Here is a 20,846-nt window from a genome sequence, read left to right on the forward strand (position 1 = left end):
GGCACGTTCGCCTGTCCGCCCAGCTTGCCCTCGGTACCCACTTCGCGCGCCACGCGCGTCACTTCCGAGGCGAAGGAGGAAAGCTGGTCCACCATCGTATTTGCAGTGGACGCGGCACGCAGGAACTGGCCCTTGAGCGGCCGGCCGTCGACGTCCAGCGCCATGGTCTGCGACAGGTCGCCCTTCGCCACCGCGCCAATCACGCGCGCCATCTCGGTGGTGGGCCGCACGAGGTCGTCGATCAGGCTGTTGATGGAGTCGACCATTACCTCCCAGCCGCCCGATGCGGCGGGAACCGCGGCGCGCTGGGTCAGGCGGCCTTCACGGCCAACCACGCGGCTCACTGTGGTGATGCTCTCGGCCATCTTTTCGTTGTTCTCGAGGATGTCGTTGAGCGTGTCGGCCACTTTGCCTGCAAGGCCCGTCCAGTCGGTCGGCATGCGTGCGGTGAAGTCGCCTTTTTTCAGCGCCTTGAGGGTGGAAAGCAGGATCTTGACGTCCATATCATCGACGGCGTCGGCTCTCATGTCCATGGAAGATGTCCTTCTCTGAAAAGCGTGATGCCCGGCGTGGCCGGGTGGTGAAACGTCCTTTAGGCGAAGCTGCGCTGCATCAGCTTCTGCACGAGGTCGGTCGCGGGGAGGGGCTTGCTGTAGAAATAGCCCTGGTGTTCGTCGCAGCCGAGGTCATGCAGGACCGCGAGCTGTTCTTTCGTCTCGACACCCTCGGCAACGACGCGCAGGGCGAGCGCGCGCGCCATGTTGACGATCGCCGCGACGATCGCGGTGTCGCTGGCGTTCTTGCCGAGGTCGCGGACAAAGGATTGGTCGATCTTGAGGATGTCGATCGGCAAGGTCTTGAGGATCGACAGCGAGGAATACCCGGTGCCGAAATCGTCGATGGCGATGGTGATGCCGCTTTCGCTGATCTCGCGCAGCACCGAGGTCGCCTTGTGGGTATCCGTGATTACCAGCGATTCGGTGATTTCGAGCTGGATGCTGGATGGCGGCACCTGCTGCTTGCGCAGCTCGCGGCTGATGATGTCGGGCAGGTCGGCATAGATCTGCGGGATGGCGACGTTGACCGCGATCGGAATGGAAGGTACAGGAAGGTTTTCGTCGCGCCAGCGCCGTGCCTGCGCGCACGCGGCGGCGATGACCCATTCGCCGATCGGAACCAGCAGCCCGGTCTCGGCGGCGGCGGGAATGAACTGACCGCCGCTCAGCAGGCCCAGACGCGGATGGTGCCAGCGCAGCAGTGCTTCGACACCGGCAATGCGCCCCGTGCGCGCCTCGATCTTGGGCTGGTAGTACAGCTCGAATTCCTCGTTGTCCAGCGCATGCTGCAGCTCCTGCTCCAGCTGGCAGCGTTCGAGCATGCGCGCGTTCAGGTCTTCATGGAAGAACTGGACAGTGCCGCGCTGCTCCTGCTTGGCGTGGTACATCGCGAGGTCGGCGCTGCGCAGCAGGGCTTGCATGTTGGTGCCGTCCTGGGGAAACAGGCTGATGCCGACGCTGGCGGATGTCTTGATCGATTGCGATCCGAGCAGGAAGGGCTGGTCGATGGTGGCGATGATCTTGCGCGCCACTTCCGCCGCGGCGGCGTAATTGGGCAAGGCTTCCATCAGCACCACGAACTCGTCGCCGCCCAGCCGTGCCACGATATCGGATTGCCGCACCGCGCCGCAGATCCGTTCCGATACCTGCAGCAGCAGATCGTCACCGGCATCGTGGCCGAGGCTGTCGTTGATGCTCTTGAAGCGGTCGAGATCGAGGAACAGCAGCGCCAGGCGCTGACCGTAACGGTTGGCCATCGCCACCGCATGTTCGATGCGCTCCGTCAGTGAGCGGCGGTTCATCAGACCGGTCAGCGGATCGCGCGTGGCGAGCTCGTGCGCGCGCGCTTCCGCCTGCCGGCGTTCGAGGATTTCGCTTTCGAGCGCGGCGTTAATACGGCGCAAGTCGCGCATCTGCTGCACCTGCAGGTCGCGGTTCATCAGGGCCAGCTCTTCCTTCTGCTGTTCGAGCGCCAGGTTCTTCCGTGCCAGGTCGATGAAGACCGCGATCTTGCTCTGCAGGATCTGGGGAATTACTGGGCTGATCAGATAGTCCGCCGCGCCGTGCTGGTAGCCGCGCAGACGGTTCATCTCGTCGGCGTAATAGGCGGTGATGAAGATGATCGGCACCGACGCCGAGCGCGGATGCGAATGGATGGTCTGCGCCGTCTCGAAACCGTCCATGCCGGGCATGCTGACGTCGAGGAGGATGACGGCGAAATTGTGGTCGAGGACCGCGCGCAGCGCTTCGGCGCCGGACGTCGCGGTGATCACCTCGTACTCGTCGGCCTGCGGGGCATTGACCAGCAGGGTCTTGAGGGCGAGCAGGCTCGGCGGGTGATCGTTAACGAGAAGAATTTTTGGTTTAATCAATTGAATCGTCTCTCGTGGCCTGGGGCGGGCGTTGTATGTTCAGGAGCTCGCGCAGCGCGCGCGGTCGTACGCTTGGTGCCGCTCAGAAATCTTGCGCGCAGCCAAGGTTTCCCGGCGTTTCGTGCCGAGTCCCCTTAGAAGTAAGAAGTTGCCCAATGTTCCCGTTTGAAGCGGGAAAACACACTGGAAACGATGCAGGAAGGAAGAAGATTTCCTCAGTGCACCGTATTCAATGCAGTGAGGAAACGAAGAGGTGGATTAGCGGATGCGCGAGGGACTCAAAGCAACAGTATCGGCGCCGAATGCGGCGATGTGTGCAGGAGGTGCGATGCCTTTGAGCAACGCCGCATACAGCTCGCCGGCGGCTGCGGAAGACTGGATGCCATAGCCTCCCTGTCCTGCTGCCCAAAAGAAACCCGGCGCCTTGGCATCGAAGCCGGCGACAAGGCTGCCGTCGGCGACGAAGGAGCGCAGCCCCGCCCACACGTGGCGCGGACGCCGGATCTCTAGTGTGGTCATGGTCTGAATGCGGTCGATTGCCAGTGCGATGTCGAGCTCCTCGGCCTGGACGTCGTGCGGATCGACCGGATCGGCGTTGGCCGGCGACCCGATCAACAGGCCCGCGTCGGGCTTTACGTAATAGCTTTCGTCGACACCGATGAACATCGGCCAGCGCGCGGGGTCAACGCCTTCGGGCGGCGCGAAGGTGAATGCCGAGCGCCGCTTGGGCACGAGCCCGACCGGCGCTGCACCGGCCATCGCGCCGATGAGATCGCACCATGCGCCGGCTGCGTTGACCACGACAGGCGCCTCGAACATCTGGTTGCCGGCCGCAACGCGCCAACGCCCGCCGGAGTACGCCATCGCGTGCACCCGCGCATCGCATTGCACCTGACCGCCGGCGGCGCGCAGGCCGCGCAGGTAGCCCTGGTGCAGCGCGTGCACGTCCATGTCCGCGGCACCCGGCTCGTACACCGCGCCCAGCACCTGATCGCGGCGCAATACCGGCACCATGTCGCAGGCCTGCGCGGCGTCGAGGCGCTGTGCACTCGCGGATACCGAACGGACGATGGCATCGTGTTCGTCGAGCAGCGCTTCCTCTCCTTCGGCCGCCACCATCAGTGCGCCGCGCGGCGAAAGGATGGGGTGATCGGCGAAGCCCGCAGGCGGATTCTCGAAGAAGGCGCGGCTGGCGCAGGTCAGCGCGCGTACTTGCGGCGGACCGTAGCTTTCGAAGAAGAGGGCGGCGGAGCGCCCGGTGCTGTGATAGCCGGGCTGGCTCTCGGCCTCGAGCAGGATGACGCGCGCATGCGGCGCCAGCCAGTAACCGATCGCGGCGCCGGCGATCCCGCCGCCGATGATGATGAAGTCTGCTGTGGTTGCGGACATGGATGATTGCAGAGTTGATACGGACAGGCGACATGTAACCACAGTTGGCCGATATCTGCACCAATGGCCATTTCGACAAGGTGACCGGTAGTTGCCTTGGGCGAATTGACAATCAATCGCATTATCGGCGAGCATCACGTCCTCGCAATACACAGAATGCTGAACGCAACACATGGCCCGTATCCTCGTCGTTGAAGACAATCCCGCCAACCTGAAACTTGCCGTACTCATCCTGAGCAGCGCCGGGCATGCGGTGCTGCAGGCGACGACCGCAAAGGAGGGGATCGATCTTGCGCGGCGCGAGCGCCCGGACATGGTGCTGATGGATATGCAACTGCCCGACATGGACGGCATCGAAGCCACGCGCATGCTGAAGCGGATTCCGGAAACGGCAGGCATGCCGGTTGTCGCGGTCACCGCCTCCGCGATGAAAGGCGACAAGGAGCGCGTGCTCGAAGTCTGCGACCGGTATATCGAGAAGCCCGTCGATTACAAGCTGCTGATCGCCGAGATCGCGGATGTGTGCAAGGCGGCCGGCTGCTAGGTTTTCATGCTTGCAGGCGCGCGGGGGACGTCAACCGATCACAAGAATTTGCCGTCATTCCGCGAAGGCGGGAATGACGCGGAAAGGGACTTTGAGAAATTGAACGGAAGGCGCCCGCAGACAGAAGGCGCTTGAGCCCTTCGAACGCATCTGGACGCCCTACTAGCCGGCCACCTCAATCCTCAAAACTTACCTCGCCCTCGAAGCGCATGCATTCCGTCTCCACCGTTTCGCGAATGATTTCCGCGAGGCGGCGCGTCCCCGGTCCGGCGCTGTCGGGGTCGGCGAGCACGAGATAAAGCTGCGTAAAACGCTCCCCGGCCGGCCCCATCGGCAAGGGCTTGAGCGTTCCCTCCCGTAATTCCTTCAAGATCTTTTCTTCCGGATACCACGCGAAACCGAAGCCCCGCCGCGCGGCTTCGATCGATGTCGCCGGATGGCTGACCGTCCAGCGCTGGGTGACGTCGAGCAAGGTCTTCGTTTCGCGCCGCGTACCCGATTCGCGGACGACAAGGTGGCGGTGATGCCGCAAATCTTCCAAGGTGACTTGGCGCCCGAGCTGGTGCAGCGGGTGGTCGGGGTGCGCCACCGGAAGGAAACGCGGGCGCATCAGCGGCACGCCGAGAAAGCCTGGCGGCACCATGTTCGCGATCGCCAGGTCGGCCTCCCCGGTCAGCAGCGCTTCTGTCGTCCCGGCAAGCACCGACTCGATCAGTTCGATGCGCGTGTGCGGGCTTTCCTTGCCCAGCTTGTCGAAGCAGTCCAGCAGCAGCCAGGTCGGGAAAATGATTTCCGCCGCAACCCGTATTTCCGCTTCCCAGCCCGCCGACAGGCGGCGGGCAGCGCGTTCCAGCGCGCTCGATTCGTCCAGCAGCGATCGCGCGCGGCGGTACAGGAACTGCCCGGTCGGCGTCAGGATGGCCTTGCGTCCCTGGATCTCGAAGACTTTCACGCCCAGCAGGCTTTCAATCTTCTGCACCGCATAGGTCACGGAAGATTGGCTCTTGTGCAAGACCTCCGCCGCCTGCGCGTAACCGCCCGTGTCCACTACGGCAATCAGGGCGCGCCACTGTTCCAAGGTGATGTATTGGTTTTCCATTATCGGATGAATAGATAGGTTTGCGCTAATTATTCTACTTTTTTATCGGTTCATTCAATAGTTAAATACACATACCAACCCAACACAAGGAGGATACCGATGAAAACCCTGCTCCAACTGAATTCCAGCCTCTTCGCCGGTAACGGCCAGTCCACCCGCCTGTCGAACGCGTTTGTCGATGCCTGGCGGCAGTCCAACCCGGACGGGAAGGTCGTCACACGCGACCTCGCTGCCAATCCGGTGCCGCATCTTGACGGCGCGCGTTTTGGCGCTTTGCTCGCCAAGCCTGAAGAGCGGAACGCGGAACAGCAGGCAGTCGTCGATTTCTCCGACGCCCTGATCGCCGAATTGCGCGACGCCGACGTCATCGTGATCGGCATGCCGATGTACAACTTCGGCATTCCTTCCACCGTGAAGGCGTACTTCGACCACATTGCCCGCGCCGGCGTTACTTTCCGCTACACGGAAAACGGTTCCGTGGGCATGCTGACCGGGAAGAAGGTCTACGTTTTTGCCGCGCGCGGCGGCCTGTACCAGGGCACGCCGGCCGACATGCAGACCGCCTATGTCCGCCACTTCCTGGGTTTCATCGGCCTGACCGATGTCGAGTTCGTCTATGCCGAAGGCCTTGCGATGGGCGATGAAAGCAGGAAGGCCGGCCTGGCCAAGGCGGAAGAGGCGCTCCGCGAACTTGCCGAGCCGCTGCGCAAGGCGGCTTGAGCCGGAATGACGGGCAAGGAAACCGCCCGTCGTTCACAATAATGCCGTATCGAGCAACCACACTGGAAGACACTGCCATGACCACCACCACTGCCACCACCCGCACACTGCAACGCGTGATCGAGGGCCTTGCCACCTCCGACGGCGCTGGCGTGAAGCTGCGCCGCACGCTCGGGCAGGGGCAAGGCAGCCGTCTCGATCCTTTCCTGATGCTGGACGAGTTTTCCTCCGACAATCCGGGCGATTACATCGCCGGCTTCCCGGCGCACCCGCACCGCGGTTTCGAGACCGTGACCTACATGCTGGACGGCCACATGCGGCACGAGGACCATCTCGGCAACGTCGGGGAACTCAAGAACGGCGGCGTGCAGTGGATGACGGCCGGGCGCGGCATCGTGCACTCCGAGATGCCGCAACAGGAGGAAGGGCGCATGCGCGGCTTCCAGCTGTGGATCAACCTGCCGGCCAAGGAAAAGATGAAGCCGGCCGGTTACCGTGACATTCCCCCGTCGCAAATCCCGGTGGCGGACCTGCCGGGCGGCGGCAGCGTGAAGGTGATCGCGGGCAGCCTGCGCATCGATGGCAATGACGTCGCCGGCCCCATCCAGGGCCTGAGCACGGAACCGCTGTACGTGGACGTGGCGTTGCCGGAAGGTGCGGTATTTTCGCATGCCCTCGACAGCCGCCTGAACGCCTTCGTGTACGTCTATGAGGGTAGCGTGAAGATCGGGGAGGCGGCATCGCCGCGCCCGCTGAAGTCGCAGAGTGCCGGCTTCCTGTCGCCGGGCGACCAGGTCGAGGTGCGTGCCGATGCCGGTGGAGCCCGCTTCCTGCTGCTGGCCGGACGGCCGCTGAAGGAGCCTGTCGTCCAGTATGGCCCGTTCGTGATGAATACCGTCGAGGAAATCGAACAGGCGATTACCGACTTTCAGAGCGGCAAATTCACCGAAGCGGCGGCTTGAGCGGATAATGGACGGACAACCCGAATCAAGGAGACCGTCCATGCCCTTCGCCCTGATCAAACCGCACACCAAGGACCTCGGCGGCGGCTTCGCCGTCCGCCGGCTGCTGCCGAGCCATCCGCACAAGATGATCGGCCCGTTCATCTTTTTCGACCACATGGGCCGCGCCGACTTCGCGCCCGGCGACGGCCTGGACGTACGGCCGCACCCGCACATCGGGCTGGCCACCGTGACTTACCTGTTCGAGGGCGCCATCCTGCACCGCGATTCCCTCGGCACGATCCAGGAGATCCATCCCGGCGACGTCAACTGGATGACCGCCGGCGAAGGCATCGCGCATTCCGAGCGCTCGCCCGATGCGATACGCCAGTCCGGCGGCGCGCTGGAAGGCATCCAGATCTGGATCGCCTTGCCGAAAGAGCATGAAAATGTGGCGCCATCCTTCGAGCATCACCCGGCCGCGACGCTGCCGATGGTGGCCGCTGACGGCCTCAACCTGAGGCTGATCGCCGGCAGCGCATTCGGCATGCAGTCGCCGGTCACGACGTTCTCGCCCATGTTTTACGCCGCGCTGGAGATGGAGCAGGGCGTGAAGTTCGAATTCCCGTGCGAATACGCGCAACGGGCGGTCTACCTGGCCGAAGGCGACATCGCCATCGACGGCGAAACCCTCGCCGAAAGGCACATGGCCGTGCCGGGCAGCCCCCAAACCCTTACAATAGAGGCCAAAACGAGGGCGCGCGTCATGCTGTTGGGCGGGGAACCGCTCGATGGCGACCGCTACATCTGGTGGAATTTCGTTGCTAGCAGCAAGGAGGCGATCCAGGAGGCGAAGGAACGCTGGCGCGCGCAGGGATTCGGCAAGGTGCCGGATGAAACCGAATGGATTCCCTTGCCGGATGAACCGAAGCCGGCCGAGTCTTTCAGCTAAAATCCATGCCTTGCCTCAACTGGGACGATTCACAATGAACAACACCGGAGACCACAACACGGCTGCAGCCGGCTCCGACAAGATTTTCGATCACGTCGCCACGTCGCTCCTGCCGACGAAACACGGCGAGTTCCGCATCCATGTCTACAAGCCGATCGGCGAAGCCGTCGAGCATGTCGCTATCGTGAAGGGCGAGCTCAAGGGCCAGGACAAGGTCCTCGTGCGCGTGCATTCCGAATGCCTGACCGGCGACGTGCTGGGTTCGCTGCGCTGCGATTGCGGCGAGCAGCTCGACGCGGCGCTGGCGATGATCGCGGCCGAAGGCATGGGCGTGGTCGTTTACCTGCGCGGGCATGAAGGGCGGGGCATCGGCCTGGCCAACAAGATCCGCGCGTACCAGTTGCAGGACCAGGGGCAGGACACGGTCGAGGCCAACCTCGCGCTCGGCCTGCCGGTCGACACCCGCGACTACCAGGTGGCGGCGCAAATCCTTTGCGACCTCGGCGTCCTGTCCATCCGTCTGATGACCAACAACCCCAAGAAGATGATGAAGCTCGCCGACTACGGCATCCGGGTCGACGAGCGCATTCCTGTCCTGACCGCGCACACGCCGCACAATATCGGTTACCTGCGCACCAAGCAGCAGAAACTCGGGCACATGCTCGATTTCGAACAGGAATAAGCTTCTCCAGCCGCTTCACCGCGGCTTCCGCACCATGTCTTCACTGAAACGCTTCCTGCTCGGCGCCCTGGCGCTTTCGTGCATTGGCGCCGCCAATGCTGCCGAGCCCATCCGGCTCGGCATGATCGAGGGCCTGTCCGGCTCCTTCGCCAATGCGGGCAACGCAGTCGTACGCAACATCCAGCTCGCGATCGAGAACGTCAATGCGCGCGGCGGCGTCAAGCTGCCCGGCGGCGCACGTCCGCTGGCGCTGGTCACCTATGACAACAAGCAGGGCGTGGAGGAATCGCTGATCGGCCTGCGCCACATGACCGACCAGCGCGTGGGCTTCATCCTGCAGGGCAACAGCTCGGCAGTCGCGGCGGCGCTGGTGGACGGCATCGAGAAGCACAACCAGCGTGTGCCGGACCAGCGCCTGCTGTTTCTCAACTATTCCGCGGTCGACCCGGCGCTGACGAACGAAAAATGCAGCTTCTGGCATTTCCGCTTCGACGCCAATGCCGACATGCGCATGCATGCGCTGACCGAGGTGATCAAGGGCGACAGCAGTGCGAAACGCGTGTATCTGATCGGCCAGGATTACAGCTTCGGCCAGCAGCTCGCCCGTTTCGCCCGCGCCCAGCTCGCCAAGAAGCGGCCCGACATCGCGATCGCCGGCGACGAGCTGCACCCGATCGGCAAGATCAAGGACTTCACGCCCTACATCGTGAAGATCAAGGCCAGCGGCGCCGATACCGTCATCACCGGCAACTGGGGCAACGACCTCACGCTGCTGGTGAAAGCCGCGAAGGAAGGCGGCCTGAACGCGAAGTTCTATACCTTCTACGGCAACGGCCTCGGCGCGCCGGCCGCGATCGGCGAGGCCGGCGTGGGCCGCGTGCGCGCCGTCGCGGAATGGCATCCGAACACGGGGCAGGGCATGAAGCATGCCGCCAGCGACGATTTCTACAAGGCCTTCCGCAAGCGCTATCCGGCGCCGGAAGACGATTACGTGCACCTGCGCATGCACCTGATGATCGACATGCTGGTATCGGCGATCGAAAAGGCGAAGACCACCGAGGCCGCCGCCGTCGCACGGGCGCTCGAAGGCGCGCGTTACCGCAATGACTTCCATGAAGCCACCATGCGCGCCGACGACCACCAGCTCCTGCAGCCTTTGTACGTGTCGGTGATGCGCAAGGTATCCGACGGCTCGGTGCGCTTCGATAACGAGGGCAGCGGCTACGGCTTCAAGACCGAGCGCTACCTGCCGCTGACGGAGGCCGCATTGCCGACTTCCTGCAAAATGAAGCGGCCGGGGTAAGCAACTCATCCTGCCCGCATCGCCTGCCGCTACAATAGTCGCAATGCCCGGTGCGCTACGACAGGAGGTGCAAGTTGCTCAGTCCCAATTACATTCCATCCGAACGTTTCGACGATGCGATCGATGCGCTGCGACGCGTCCGCGAAATTTACGACACCAGCATTACGCACCTGCGCGAACACCTGCAGCGTTTCGTCAACGGCGAGAACCTGCCCTCGCGCGTGCGGGCGTGCTATCCCTATGTGCGCATCCAGACCGAGACCGTGGCGCGCGCCGACTCCCGCCTGTCGTACGGCTTTGTCGCCGGGCCAGGGACCTTCGAGACCACGGTCACGCGTCCCGACCTGTTCGAGAATTACTACACCGAGCAGTTCCGGCTCCTGCTCAAGAACCACGGCCAGAACCAGCATGTGCAGCTTGAGGTCGGGGTGAGCGCGCAGCCGATCCCGATCCACTTTTCTTTCGCCCAGGACGACCACATCGAAGGCAGCATGAGCGCCGAGCGCCGCCTGGCCTTGCGCGACCTGTTCGACCTGCCGGACCTCGGCGCGATGGACGACGGCATTGCCAACGGCACCTACGAGCCCCCGCCCGGCGAGGCACAGCCGCTGGCGCTGTTCACCGCGCCGCGCGTGGATTACTCGCTGCACCGCCTGCGCCATTACACCGGCACCGGGCCGGAGCACTTCCAGAACTACGTGCTGTTCACGAACTACCAGTTCTACATCGACGAGTTCGTGCGTCTCGGCCACGAGATCATGAACCGCACGCCCGACCCGGACGCGCCCGAGGATGAAGACCATTACATCGCGTTTGTCGAACCCGGCAATGTAATCACCCGGCGCGTCGGCGAGGCGGTGCAGGAAGGCGACGATGTCGGCAAGGTACCGCCGCGCCTGCCGCAGATGCCCGGCTACCACCTGATCCGCGCGGACGGCAGCGGCATCACGATGGTGAACATCGGCGTCGGGCCGGCCAACGCCAAGACCATCACCGACCATATCGCCGTGCTGCGGCCGCATGCGTGGATGATGCTCGGCCATTGCGCCGGCCTGCGCAATACGCAGCAACTTGGCGACTACGTGCTGGCGCACGGCTATGTCCGCGAAGACCATGTGCTGGATGAAGACCTGCCGCTGTGGGTGCCGATCCCCCCGTTGGCAGAAGTGCAGGTGGCGCTGGAATCGGCGGTGGCGGAAGTGACGAAGTTGAAAGGCTATGACCTCAAGCGCGTGATGCGCACCGGCACCGTGGCCAGCACCGACAACCGTAACTGGGAGCTGCTGCCGCAGCGCACACCGGAACGCCGCTTCAGCCAGAGCCGCGCGATCGCGCTGGACATGGAAAGCGCGACCATCGCCGCCAACGGCTTCCGCTTCCGCGTGCCCTACGGCACCCTGCTGTGCGTGAGCGACAAGCCGCTGCACGGCGAGATCAAACTGCCGGGCATGGCCAACCAGTTCTATAGGGAGCGGGTCGACCAGCACCTGCGGATCGGCATCCGCGCGGTCGAGCTGCTGCGGCGCAAGGGCATCGACAAACTGCACAGCCGGAAGCTGCGCAGCTTTGCGGAAGTGGCGTTCTTGTAAGAGGGGAAGGGCGAGCTCAGCTGGCTTTGAGGCGCAGCACAGTGATCCTGTCGCAACGCCCTTCGACGGCCAGCGCCCCGACGTAGTCCTTGCCGACGGGGAGATCGACCGTCGTCCAGTCCTCCCGCACGCTGCGCGGCGGCGCCAGCCGCAGCCAGCCCTGCGCACGGGCGTCGCAATCCACCGCATAGGCACGCAGGGGCAGCGATACCCCCATGCCAGTGGCCTTGGACACCGCTTCCTTGCGGCTCCAGCAGCGCACGGTGGCGACCTTCCCGTCCGGCATGCGGCGCAGCGCGGCGATTTCGTCCGGATGGAAGCCTGCGGCGATGTCGTGGTATTCCTGCGGCGCGTTGGCCTGCTCCACATCGATCCCCACCCTCTGGAAACGCGAGACCGCCACCCATACCTGGTTGCCGGCATGCGTGACATTGCATCCCACCGTGCATCCCGGCAGTTCCGGCTTTCCCCAGGTATTGCTGCGGATGATCTGCGCCGGGTCCATGCCGCCATAATGCACAGCCATCTTCCGCAGCATGGTCCTGCCGAGCAGGTTGCGCAGGCTGTCTTCATGGCGCGGGAAGCGTGCCGCGCGCGCATGCTCATCCTGCAGGGTGTTTTTCAGCGCGAAGGAATGCAGCGGCGTCTGGTGCCGCCAGTCGAAAGAAAGGCCGATGCAGAGCGTGCTGCCTTCGGCCAGTTCGGGGTAGTCGAGGTCGAGCGGGGATTCGGCATCGACCTTCAGATCAATCGGGGCGCTCAGGAGCGATGAGGCTGTGGGCATCAGTTTTCCGGATTCGCAATGACACCCGGCAATAATACGGCAGAAACGTCATGCCGCGGCAAGACCGTCGTGCTGCAGCGCCGCATTCGCCACACTCGGATTGTCCTCAAATTGCCATATAGCGTCCCGGTTTGTGGTTCACCGCGAGCGTCAGGTTGAGCATGGCGGCGCCGAGCAGCGAGATCGCAACCGAGGTCAGCGAAATCATCGGGATCGAGAGCATCAGGATCGAGGCATCGAGCACGAGCTGCACGAGCCCGGCCCGCAGGCCATAGCGTTCCTGCAGGTAGAGCACGAGCACATTGATGCCGCCGAGGCTGGCGCGATGGCGGAACAGCACGAGCAGGCCGACGCCGCACAGCAGGCCGCCCATGGTCGCGCCATAGAGCGGATTGAGCGATTCCATCGCAAACACGAGCGGCAGCACTTCCGAAAACGCTGACAGCAGCGCGACCGCTGCAAAGGTCTTGAGCGTGAACTTCCAGCCCATCTTCTTCACCGCGAGGAAGTAGAAGGGGACATTGATCGCAAAGAAGAGCTTGCCGAAGCTCAGGCCGGTGAAGTAATGCAGCAGGAAGGCGATGCCCACCGTGCCGCCTGTGATCAGGCTGGCCTTGCCAAGCATGGCCACGCCTAGCGAAACGAGGAGAGTGCCGGTCAAGAGCGCCTGCATGTCGTCGAACAGCGTGTGCTGCTGCATGCGCGGCGTCTGTCCCGACTCGCGGTTGTGCTGGTCGATCATTGCCGGCATGGCTGCGGCGGTGGCGGGTTGGGGGTGGTTCATGGTCGTTGAATCGTTCCGCGTCTTGCCTCTTTTGAATGCAGGACGCACATCACAAAAATGGATTTCGGCGCAAGCATAATTCAGCCGAGGCGCGAATTTTATTGACCTCGATCAAGGATTTCAAACCCCGCGTGCAGCCATGCTTCATGCAGCGAATTGATAACTTCGGATGAGAAGCATTCATTTGAATGATTGTTCGGGCGCACTTACTATTTTCCGCAGATTGAACGGCATGCGCGAAAGCATTCCGACGATCCGTTGATTTCGATATTTTCCGGAAGACCCACATGGATTTCGAGTTTTCGCCGCGCGTGCAGCAGCTCAAACGACAGCTGCAGGATTTCATGGACAACTACGTCGTGCCCAACCTGCCGCTGTGGCGCCAGGAGATTGGTGACGGCCTGCAGCATCCGGCGTGCATGGAAGACCTGAAGGCGCTTGCGAAGTCGGAAGGCTTGTGGAACCTATTCCTGCCCGCGCTGGAAAAGGAGCATGGCGGGCAGGGCCTGACCAATCTCGACTACGCGCCGCTTGCCGAAATCATGGGCCGCGTGCACTGGGCCGCGGAAGCCTTCAACTGCAGCGCGCCCGACTCCGGCAACATCGAACTGCTGCACATGTTCGGCAGCGAGGAACAGCGCGAACGCTGGCTCGCACCGCTGCTCGATGGCAGCATCCGCTCCTGCTTCGCGATGAGCGAACCCGATGTCGCCTCCTCCGACGCAACCAACATCCAGCTGTCCATCCGCCGCGAGGGCGATGAATACGTGATCAACGGCCGCAAGTGGTTCATCTCCGGCGCGGCCCACCCGCTATGCCGCTTTGCCATCGTGATGGGTGTGACGAATCCGGATGCCGAAGTGCACCGCCGCCAGAGCATGGTCATCGTGCCCTTCGACACGCCCGGCCTCAAGGTCGTGCGCAACATCCCCGTGATGAGCCACCACTTCCCCGGCGGTCACTGCGAGATGGTGTTCCGCGACGTGCGCGTGCCGCGCAGCAACCTGATCCATGAGGAAGGTGCCGGCTTCGCCATGGCCCAGGCACGCCTCGGCCCCGGCCGCATCCACCACTGCATGCGCTCCCTCGGCCAGGCCGAACTGGCGCTCGAACTGATGTGCGAACGCGCGGCAGACCGCCGCACGTTCGGGCGCTATCTGCACCAGCATGCCAACGTCGCCGAATGGATCGCGCTGTCGCGCATGGAAATCGAACAGGCGCGCTTGCTGGTGCTCAAGACCGCATGGATGATCGACCGCTACGGCGCCAAGGGCGCGGCGCGCGAGATCGCGATGATCAAGGCGATCGTTCCGCGCCTGCACACGACGATCTGCGACCGCGCCATGCAGGTGTTCGGCGCGATGGGCCTCAGCCCCGACACGCCGCTGGCGGAACTGTGGACCTGGGGCAGGGTGCTGCGCATCGCCGACGGGCCTGACGAAGTACACCTGCGCACCGTCGCGCGGCAGGAAATGGAAGCGGCGGCGGAACGGCGCGGCGCCACTTTGCCCTACCTGAATACGCCGGATTTCGTTTGACACTAGAATGGATGGCATTGCTCACAGCCCCCGCAGCATTGCTTCATCCGGTGTCATGACCTTACCCGCCCAAGAACAATCCGGCGTCGCCGGCATTCCCGCGCTTTCCGTTCCCTTGCTTTCGCTCGCCGCCTTCGGCAGCGGCATCTCGCTGCGCGTCACCGATCCGATGCTGCCGCAACTGGCGCAGGAGTTTTCGGTGACGCTGGGCGATGCGTCCAACGTGATCACCGTCTTCTCCATCGCCTACGGCCTGTCGCAACTGTTCTTCGGCCCGGTCGGCGACCGCTACGGCAAGTATCTCGTCGTTGCCTACGCCACGATGGCTTGCGCGCTCACCGCGCTGCTCTGCGCACTCGCTCCCGGCTTTGCACCGCTGCTCGCCGCGCGGCTGACTGCCGGCGCCACCGCCGCGGCCATCATTCCGCTGTCGATGGCCTGGATCGGCGACGTCATTCCCTACCACCAGCGGCAGCCGGTGCTGGCGCGCTTCCTGATCGGGCAGATCCTCGGGCTGGCGACCGGCGTCCTGATCGGCGGTTTCGCTGCCGACGCCGGCAACTGGCGGCTGCCGTTCTTCCTGGTCGCCGCGATTTTCCTCGCCGTTAGCCTCGCGCTGCTGGCGCTGAACCGGCAGCTGCCGCCGGAGGCCCGGAAAGTGCGCCGTGCAGAAGGCGCCGTCGTCGCGCGCATGATCGGCGAGTTCAGGCATATCCTGAGCCTGCCCTGGGCGCGCATGGTGCTGCTGTCAGTCTTTCTCGAAGGCGCGTTCCTGTATGGCGCGTTCGCCTTCATCGCTTCCCACGTGCACCACACCTACGGACTCTCGCTGACTTCGTCCGGTGCGCTGGTGATGCTGTTCGGCCTCGGCGGTTTTGTCTTCGCGGTGGCGTCCGCGACACTGGTACGCCGCCTCGGTGAAGTCGGACTGTCGCTGTGGGGCGGCATTTTCGTCGCGCTGGCGCTGCTCGCCACCGGCCTTGCCCCTGTCTGGTGGTGGGCCGTCGGCGGCTGCTTCGGCGCCGGCCTCGGCTTTTACATGCTGCACAACACGATGCAGATCAATGCCACGCAGATGGCGCCGGAGCGGCGCGGGGCGGCGGTATCGGCCTTCGCTTCCTGCTTCTTCCTCGGGCAGTCGGTCGGGGTCGGCATCGCCGGCCTGTTGGTCGAGCGTCTCGGCACGGCGAACGTCATGCTCGCCGGCGCCGCCGGTGTGCTTGCCGTCGCGGTCCGGTTCAGCATGAAACTGAAGGCGCGAGGTCCGCGCCACTAAAAAATACTCAAGGAGACAAACATGAACGATCCACTTTGGTCACCAAGCCCCGAACGCATTGCCTCCAGCCGCATCACCGATTACATGCGCTGGCTGGGCAGCGAAAAGAAGGTGCGCGTCGACAGCTACGAGGCCTTGTGGCAATGGTCGGTGGATGAACTGCCGGCCTTCTGGGAATCCATCTGGCAATACTTCGAGGTGCAAAGCAGCGTGCCCTATGGGCGCGTGATCGATGCGGAAAAAATGCCGGGCGCAAAGTGGTTCGAAGGCAGCCGCATCAACCTCGCCGAGCAGGTGTTCCGCTTCCATCGCGAAGACGGCGAGACGCCTGCCGTGATCGGCAAGTCGGAAGTCCGCCCGACAGTCCACCTCTCGTGGAACGCGCTGCGGCAACAGATTGCCTCGGTAGCGAATGCCCTGCGCGGCATGGGCGTGCAGCCCGGCGACCGTGTGGTTTCCTACCTGCCCAACATCCCCGAGACCGTCGTTGCCTTCTATGCCTGCGCCAGCATCGGCGCCACCTGGTCCAGCTGTTCGCCCGACATGGGCACGCCCAGCGTGCTCGACCGTTTCGGACAGATCGCGCCCAAGGTCTTGCTGGCGGTCGACGGCTACCGCTACGGCGGCAAGGATTTCGACCGCCTGGAGGTGGTGAAGGGACTGGTGAAGTCACTGCCCAGCCTGGAGCATGTGGTGCTGCTGCCGTACCTGAATGCCGATGCGCGGCTGGAAGGCGCACACCTGTGGCAGGAACTGCTGGAACAGGGCGGGGAAATGCGCTTCGAACAGCTCCCGTTCGACCATCCGCTGTGGGTGGTCTACTCCTCCGGCACCACCGGCATGCCCAAGCCCATCGTCCACGGGCATGGTGGCGTGCTGCTCGAAAGCCTCAAGGGACACGGCCTGCACCTCGGACTGGGCGAACAGGACCGCTTCATGTGGTTCTCGACCACCGGCTGGATCATGTGGAACTCGCAGGTCACCGGCCTCCTGCTCGGCTCGACCATTGCGATCTACGACGGCAACCCCGGTTATCCGGACCTCGGCACCCTATGGAAATTCGCGGAGGAGGCCGACCTCAGCGTGTTCGGCGCCGGCGCGGCCTACTTCGCCAACTGCATGAAAGCCGGCATCGTGCCGCGCGCACTGGCGAAGCTGGAACGTCTGCACACCGTCGGCTCGACCGGGTCGCCGCTGCCGGCAGAGGCATTCACCTGGATCTATGACCAGCTCGGCCCCGACATTCTGCTCGCCTCCATCAGCGGCGGCACCGATATCGCCGCCGCCTTCGTCGGCGCCTGTCCCATCCTGCCCCTGTACGCCGGCGAGATGCAGTGCCGCTGCCTGGGCATCGCCGTGTATGCGATGGACGAGCAGGGAAGGCCCCTGGACGACGCGGTCGGCGAACTTGTGGTGACCAAGCCCATGCCCTCCATGCCGCTGTACTTCTGGAACGATCCGCAGGGCCTGCGCTACCACGACAGTTACTTCGACATGTATCCCGGCTGGTGGCGGCACGGCGACTGGCTGCGCATCACGCCGCGCGGCGGCGCCGTCATCTACGGCCGCTCCGATACCACCATCAACCGCCACGGCATCCGCATGGGAACGAGCGAGATCTACCGCGTGGTGGAAGCGATGCCGGAAATCCTCGACAGCCTGGTGGTGGACCTCGAATACCTCGGCCGCGAATCCTACATGCCGCTGTTCGTGGTGCTCCGTCCCGGCGTGACGCTCGACCGGGCGCTGGTTGCACGCATTGCCGGCGGCATCCGCACCGCACTGTCCGCACGGCATGTCCCGAATGACGTGTTCGCCGTCGCCGAGATTCCCCGCACGCTCACCGGCAAGAAGATGGAACTGCCGGTCAAGAAACTTTTGCTCGGCATGAAGGTCGATGAAGTAGCGAACCCGGACGCGATGAGCAACCCGGGCAGTCTCGATTTTTTCGTCGACTTCGCGCGGCGGCGGGCGGCCTCCGCTGCCTGAACGCAACGGGAGCCGTACATGGAACAGCGCCAGGACTGGCACACAGAAGCATACAAAGGCATGGAAGTGCACGTGACGGCGCTGCCGAAGGATGACAGCGGCTCGGCCTGGGACTACACGGTGCGCGTGACGCAACCGGGCGAGGATTCCAGCGCCGAGAGCGAACTGACGGCGTCGGCGGGCGACGACGCCGATTTCCCCACCGAAGAAGCCGCGGTCGAAGCGGGCTTTGTGCGCGGCTATTCGCTGGTCGACGCAATGTCGCGCTAAGCCTCTCCATCCAAATTAACCGACCTTAATATTGATTTCTCTCCATGCAGCGAACGCTGCAGAATCGCCGCCTTTTGCGTCACCGGAACGGAGGAGAGAAATTGATCAGCACTATCCCAATCGAAAGAATAGCTGTCCGCTGCCAGCTGACCAGCCCGGCACAGCAGTTGGCCGACGCCGTCCGGAAGCACGACATAGAGTCGGTACGCGACCTGATTGCGAGGGGCTCGGCCGTCACCCAAACCGGCACGGAGGGCCTGAACTGTGCAGTCGTCGAAAACGCGATCACCGCGCTTTTTGAAGATCGCAACAGCAGTGAGAAATGCAAGGAAGCGATGCTGGAGACGTTGACGGGCTATCGTGGATTCAATCGCCGGTATATCCCCGGCTTCGTATTCAAGCTGCCACTCGACGATGCAAGACAGGCCATCCATTTCTTCGTCGGCGCCGGAACAGCTCCCCGCATCAGCAAGGTAGGCGGCACGCAATCAACAAGCCACGACGTCTGCGAGTTGGTACATCAGCTGCAAAAGGAGCGGCTGGAGCAATATGCCGAGTACCGCCGTGAGAAAATCCTCAAGCACAATTTGGAAGACAAGGGACCGCTTTCGCCATTCTTCTACGAGAAAAGGGATCGCCGAATCAACCTGAATGGCGTTATCAAAGGCACAGACAAGGACAACGAGAGTGCTTCTTACCTCTGCCGCCATATCGATGCCGTCATGCGCGGAATGGAACAAGACGGGCTGGAACCACACCAGGTGCTCAAGGAACGGTTGGGAATATTCTCAAGCAAGGAAGCAGCACACAAGTTGCTCAATTCCATTGGCTATGAAAACCTGGAAAAGCTCAGCGATCCGAGGGCGCCTAGCGTCCAATGCAGCAATAGCGGGTTCGGCAAGCTGTCCTATAAGCTTAGTGGCGAACTGAAGGAAGGCGAGTCCAGGAGCTGGAGGATGCGCTTCCAGGCTTCTGCCACCACGGGCCACGTCATGACCCTGCATCTGCAAAAGAAGAATGGGCGGATTCGCATTGCCGTGCACGATTCGAATCTCACGGCGAACATGAAACACATCGAATTCCTCGGGGAGGACAAGGAAGGAATTGCCAACTTGACCCTTCAGCAATTCATGACTGGTAAATACGAGATTCCACCGGAGACATTTTCCGTATTCGGCGTTTCCGAGTCGTTCGTGAAAAAGTACGCAGGACGGCTGATCGATCAGGATTTGCAATGTCAAGTCGACAGCCTCTGGGATGCGCTGACGGAAGGAGGGGCAGAGCACATTCTCGCAGTCTCTCGGGCATTGGCGGAATACCGTAGTTCTGGCGATGAGATTTTGCAACTTCTTGGAAAAAGAGTTGCCGACAGGGGAGCAGGCTCGGCGGCGCTCGGCCTGGCCCTCGAACGCGGGCACGCCGAGGCCATGCGTGCATTCGGGGCAGTGCTAAAACAAATTCCTGAACAACAACGTGCCGACATCTTGTCCGTCCTGCTCGACTTAAAGAATTCCCAAGATTACTCAGGACTCACTTTGGCTCTCGGCCATGGTCACGCGGCGGCCGTCGATGCCCTCGGCGAGTTGCTGGAACTGATCCCTGAAAACATACGCCTCTCGGCCTTGCCCGATGCGCTGGCTGGCAACAACGCAATGCAGTTCCCTGGACTGGTTATGGCTCTCTGTCATGGCCACGGGGCGGCGGTGAGGGCTTTTGGAAGACTGCTGAAAATTCTCCCCGAAATCCAGCACTCCATCGTCTTGCCCAAGCTTCTGGCGTCTAACAGCAGGGCGGAACGTCCAGGCCTGGCTCTCGCTCTCGCGCGTGGTCATGCCGATGCGGTGAGAGCCTTCGGAGAACTGCTGAAGCTGATCCCTGAAAATCGCCGCTCCATTTACTTGCCCAGCTTGTTGGAGGCACGGGGTTTGGACGGGATATCGGGACTGGAATGTGGCTTGAGAAACCAGAGGAAAGACGCTGATCTCGCATTCACAGAGATTGTGCAGGCCAATGCAATGCACCTTTCCAAAAATGCTCGTGCAAGCCTGTCGAGAATGATCCGGGATGCGCATGAAATCAGGAAATGGTATTCACTTTGCATCCCGGTTAACGAGCCTTACTACACGGAGTTAATCAGGGATCGGAGCTTCCATAAGCAATTCAAGGACATGAAAGAGGCGCTGAAACGCTGAGTCTCCGCGGCTGCGCACATCGGCTCCGAGGAGGGAGATTGATTAATATTCCAGTTGAAAGAGTAACCGTCCGCTGTCGGCCGCCGGGCGCGGCGATCCAATTGGCGGACGCCGTTCGCAAGCAAGACGTAGAGTCCGTTCGCAAATTGATTGCAAGTGATGCCACAGCGAGGCAAGCGGGCAATGAGGGCCTGGAATGTGCAGTCATCGAAAACGCGATCACTGCGCTGTTCCAGGATCGCTTCAGCAGCGAAGAGTGTAAAGCGGCGTTATTGAAGGAGTTGACGGCTTATCGCGGATTCAATCGCCGCCACATTCCCGACTTTGTATTCAAGCTGCCGCTCAATGACGCAAGACAAGCTATTC

Annotated in this window: 18 protein-coding genes and 1 pseudogene; 13 read left to right on the forward strand and 6 right to left on the reverse strand. The window is 62.9% G+C overall.

Features of this window, described 5'->3' with window-relative positions; translation table 11 throughout:
* From VFF99_RS16625 to VFF99_RS16635, 3 genes and pseudogenes are all read right to left on the reverse strand, one after another.
* A pseudogene (locus VFF99_RS16625) lies at nt 1-533 on the reverse strand (hybrid sensor histidine kinase/response regulator); the annotation flags it as partial.
* A gap of 59 nt (nt 534-592) precedes the next feature.
* Complete coding sequence (locus VFF99_RS16630; protein ID WP_325019845.1) at nt 593-2,428, reverse strand: putative bifunctional diguanylate cyclase/phosphodiesterase; 1,836 nt, start codon at nt 2,426-2,428, stop codon at nt 593-595.
* A 258-nt stretch (nt 2,429-2,686) separates the two neighbouring features.
* On the reverse strand, nt 2,687-3,817 hold the full coding sequence (locus VFF99_RS16635; RefSeq protein WP_325019847.1) for an FAD-binding oxidoreductase: 1,131 nt from the start codon (nt 3,815-3,817) through the stop codon (nt 2,687-2,689).
* A gap of 172 nt (nt 3,818-3,989) precedes the next feature.
* On the opposite strand from VFF99_RS16635, the gene VFF99_RS16640 reads away from it, so the two are divergent.
* Nucleotides 3,990-4,361 (forward strand): response regulator, encoded by a 372-nt coding sequence (locus tag VFF99_RS16640; RefSeq protein ID WP_325019849.1) that lies wholly within the window; start codon nt 3,990-3,992, stop codon nt 4,359-4,361.
* Between the two features lie 175 nt (nt 4,362-4,536).
* Here the strand turns inward: VFF99_RS16640 and VFF99_RS16645 are convergent, their stop codons facing one another.
* The gene (locus VFF99_RS16645; protein ID WP_325019851.1) at nt 4,537-5,460 is read right to left on the reverse strand and encodes a LysR family transcriptional regulator; all 924 of its coding nucleotides are present in this window, start codon (nt 5,458-5,460) and stop codon (nt 4,537-4,539) included.
* A 99-nt stretch (nt 5,461-5,559) separates the two neighbouring features.
* Between VFF99_RS16645 and VFF99_RS16650 the strand changes: the two genes are divergently transcribed.
* The 6 genes from VFF99_RS16650 to VFF99_RS16675 all read left to right on the forward strand — a co-directional run bounded on the left by VFF99_RS16650 (nt 5,560) and on the right by VFF99_RS16675 (nt 11,647).
* Nucleotides 5,560-6,180, forward strand: coding sequence for an FMN-dependent NADH-azoreductase (locus VFF99_RS16650; RefSeq protein ID WP_325019853.1), 621 nt, complete (start codon nt 5,560-5,562; stop codon nt 6,178-6,180).
* A gap of 77 nt (nt 6,181-6,257) precedes the next feature.
* Entirely contained in the window at nt 6,258-7,142 is an 885-nt protein-coding gene (locus VFF99_RS16655) for a pirin family protein (RefSeq protein ID WP_325019855.1), read from the forward strand.
* A gap of 40 nt (nt 7,143-7,182) precedes the next feature.
* Nucleotides 7,183-8,073 carry a pirin family protein gene (locus VFF99_RS16660; protein WP_325019857.1) on the forward strand — a complete coding sequence of 297 codons (891 nt, stop codon included), beginning with the start codon at nt 7,183-7,185 and terminating at the stop codon, nt 8,071-8,073.
* A gap of 34 nt (nt 8,074-8,107) precedes the next feature.
* Nucleotides 8,108-8,755 carry a GTP cyclohydrolase II gene (ribA, locus tag VFF99_RS16665; RefSeq protein WP_325019859.1) on the forward strand — a complete coding sequence of 216 codons (648 nt, stop codon included), beginning with the start codon at nt 8,108-8,110 and terminating at the stop codon, nt 8,753-8,755.
* Between the two features lie 34 nt (nt 8,756-8,789).
* The gene (locus tag VFF99_RS16670) at nt 8,790-10,058 is read left to right on the forward strand and encodes a branched-chain amino acid ABC transporter substrate-binding protein (protein ID WP_325019861.1); all 1,269 of its coding nucleotides are present in this window, start codon (nt 8,790-8,792) and stop codon (nt 10,056-10,058) included.
* Nucleotides 10,059-10,132: 74 nt separating this feature from the next.
* A complete protein-coding gene (locus VFF99_RS16675) occupies nt 10,133-11,647 on the forward strand; it encodes an AMP nucleosidase (protein ID WP_325019863.1) in 1,515 nt (504 codons plus the stop codon).
* Nucleotides 11,648-11,663: 16 nt separating this feature from the next.
* On the opposite strand, the gene VFF99_RS16680 is transcribed toward VFF99_RS16675, so the two are convergent.
* Together VFF99_RS16680 and VFF99_RS16685 are read right to left on the reverse strand one after the other, a co-directional pair.
* Entirely contained in the window at nt 11,664-12,431 is a 768-nt protein-coding gene (locus VFF99_RS16680) for a 4'-phosphopantetheinyl transferase family protein (RefSeq protein WP_325019865.1), read from the reverse strand.
* 106 nt (nt 12,432-12,537) lie between these two features.
* A complete protein-coding gene (locus VFF99_RS16685; protein ID WP_325019867.1) occupies nt 12,538-13,215 on the reverse strand; it encodes a YitT family protein in 678 nt (225 codons plus the stop codon).
* 287 nt (nt 13,216-13,502) lie between these two features.
* Between VFF99_RS16685 and VFF99_RS16690 the strand changes: the two genes are divergently transcribed.
* The 6 genes from VFF99_RS16690 to VFF99_RS16715 all read left to right on the forward strand — a co-directional run.
* Nucleotides 13,503-14,753, forward strand: a complete 1,251-nt coding sequence (locus VFF99_RS16690; protein WP_325019869.1) for an acyl-CoA dehydrogenase family protein — start codon at nt 13,503-13,505, stop codon at nt 14,751-14,753.
* Between the two features lie 55 nt (nt 14,754-14,808).
* Complete coding sequence (locus tag VFF99_RS16695; RefSeq protein WP_325019871.1) at nt 14,809-16,029, forward strand: MFS transporter; 1,221 nt, start codon at nt 14,809-14,811, stop codon at nt 16,027-16,029.
* 21 nt (nt 16,030-16,050) lie between these two features.
* Nucleotides 16,051-18,018 carry an acetoacetate--CoA ligase gene (locus tag VFF99_RS16700; protein ID WP_325019873.1) on the forward strand — a complete coding sequence of 656 codons (1,968 nt, stop codon included), beginning with the start codon at nt 16,051-16,053 and terminating at the stop codon, nt 18,016-18,018.
* Nucleotides 18,019-18,036: 18 nt separating this feature from the next.
* Nucleotides 18,037-18,288 carry a hypothetical protein gene (locus VFF99_RS16705; protein WP_325019875.1) on the forward strand — a complete coding sequence of 84 codons (252 nt, stop codon included), beginning with the start codon at nt 18,037-18,039 and terminating at the stop codon, nt 18,286-18,288.
* Nucleotides 18,289-18,389: 101 nt separating this feature from the next.
* Nucleotides 18,390-20,480: a ShET2/EspL2 family type III secretion system effector toxin gene (locus VFF99_RS16710; protein WP_325019877.1), complete on the forward strand. Its 2,091-nt coding sequence runs from the start codon at nt 18,390-18,392 to the stop codon at nt 20,478-20,480.
* Nucleotides 20,481-20,518: 38 nt separating this feature from the next.
* Nucleotides 20,519-20,846: hypothetical protein (locus tag VFF99_RS16715; protein ID WP_325019879.1), on the forward strand; the 328-nt coding region annotated here is incomplete at its 3' end.

The organism is Noviherbaspirillum sp. (genome assembly GCF_035654295.1).
Taxonomy (GTDB): Bacteria; Pseudomonadota; Gammaproteobacteria; order Burkholderiales; family Burkholderiaceae_D; genus Noviherbaspirillum.

What these genes read in the sequence shown, in the direction of transcription:
- VFF99_RS16660 (WP_325019857.1), top strand. Translation starts at nt 7,183, where the DNA reads ATGCCCTTCGCCCTGATCAAACCGCACACCAAGGACCTCGGCGGCGGC.
- VFF99_RS16690 (WP_325019869.1), top strand. Translation starts at nt 13,503, where the DNA reads ATGGATTTCGAGTTTTCGCCGCGCGTGCAGCAGCTCAAACGACAGCTG.
- VFF99_RS16670 (WP_325019861.1), top strand. Translation starts at nt 8,790, where the DNA reads ATGTCTTCACTGAAACGCTTCCTGCTCGGCGCCCTGGCGCTTTCGTGC.
- VFF99_RS16635 (WP_325019847.1), bottom strand. Translation starts at nt 3,817, where the DNA reads ATGTCCGCAACCACAGCAGACTTCATCATCATCGGCGGCGGGATCGCC.
- VFF99_RS16700 (WP_325019873.1), top strand. Translation starts at nt 16,051, where the DNA reads ATGAACGATCCACTTTGGTCACCAAGCCCCGAACGCATTGCCTCCAGC.
- ribA (WP_325019859.1), top strand. Translation starts at nt 8,108, where the DNA reads ATGAACAACACCGGAGACCACAACACGGCTGCAGCCGGCTCCGACAAG.
- VFF99_RS16655 (WP_325019855.1), top strand. Translation starts at nt 6,258, where the DNA reads ATGACCACCACCACTGCCACCACCCGCACACTGCAACGCGTGATCGAG.
- VFF99_RS16650 (WP_325019853.1), top strand. Translation starts at nt 5,560, where the DNA reads ATGAAAACCCTGCTCCAACTGAATTCCAGCCTCTTCGCCGGTAACGGC.
- VFF99_RS16705 (WP_325019875.1), top strand. Translation starts at nt 18,037, where the DNA reads ATGGAACAGCGCCAGGACTGGCACACAGAAGCATACAAAGGCATGGAA.
- VFF99_RS16645 (WP_325019851.1), bottom strand. Translation starts at nt 5,460, where the DNA reads ATGGAAAACCAATACATCACCTTGGAACAGTGGCGCGCCCTGATTGCC.
- VFF99_RS16695 (WP_325019871.1), top strand. Translation starts at nt 14,809, where the DNA reads ATGACCTTACCCGCCCAAGAACAATCCGGCGTCGCCGGCATTCCCGCG.
- VFF99_RS16685 (WP_325019867.1), bottom strand. Translation starts at nt 13,215, where the DNA reads ATGAACCACCCCCAACCCGCCACCGCCGCAGCCATGCCGGCAATGATC.
- VFF99_RS16640 (WP_325019849.1), top strand. Translation starts at nt 3,990, where the DNA reads ATGGCCCGTATCCTCGTCGTTGAAGACAATCCCGCCAACCTGAAACTT.
- VFF99_RS16680 (WP_325019865.1), bottom strand. Translation starts at nt 12,431, where the DNA reads ATGCCCACAGCCTCATCGCTCCTGAGCGCCCCGATTGATCTGAAGGTC.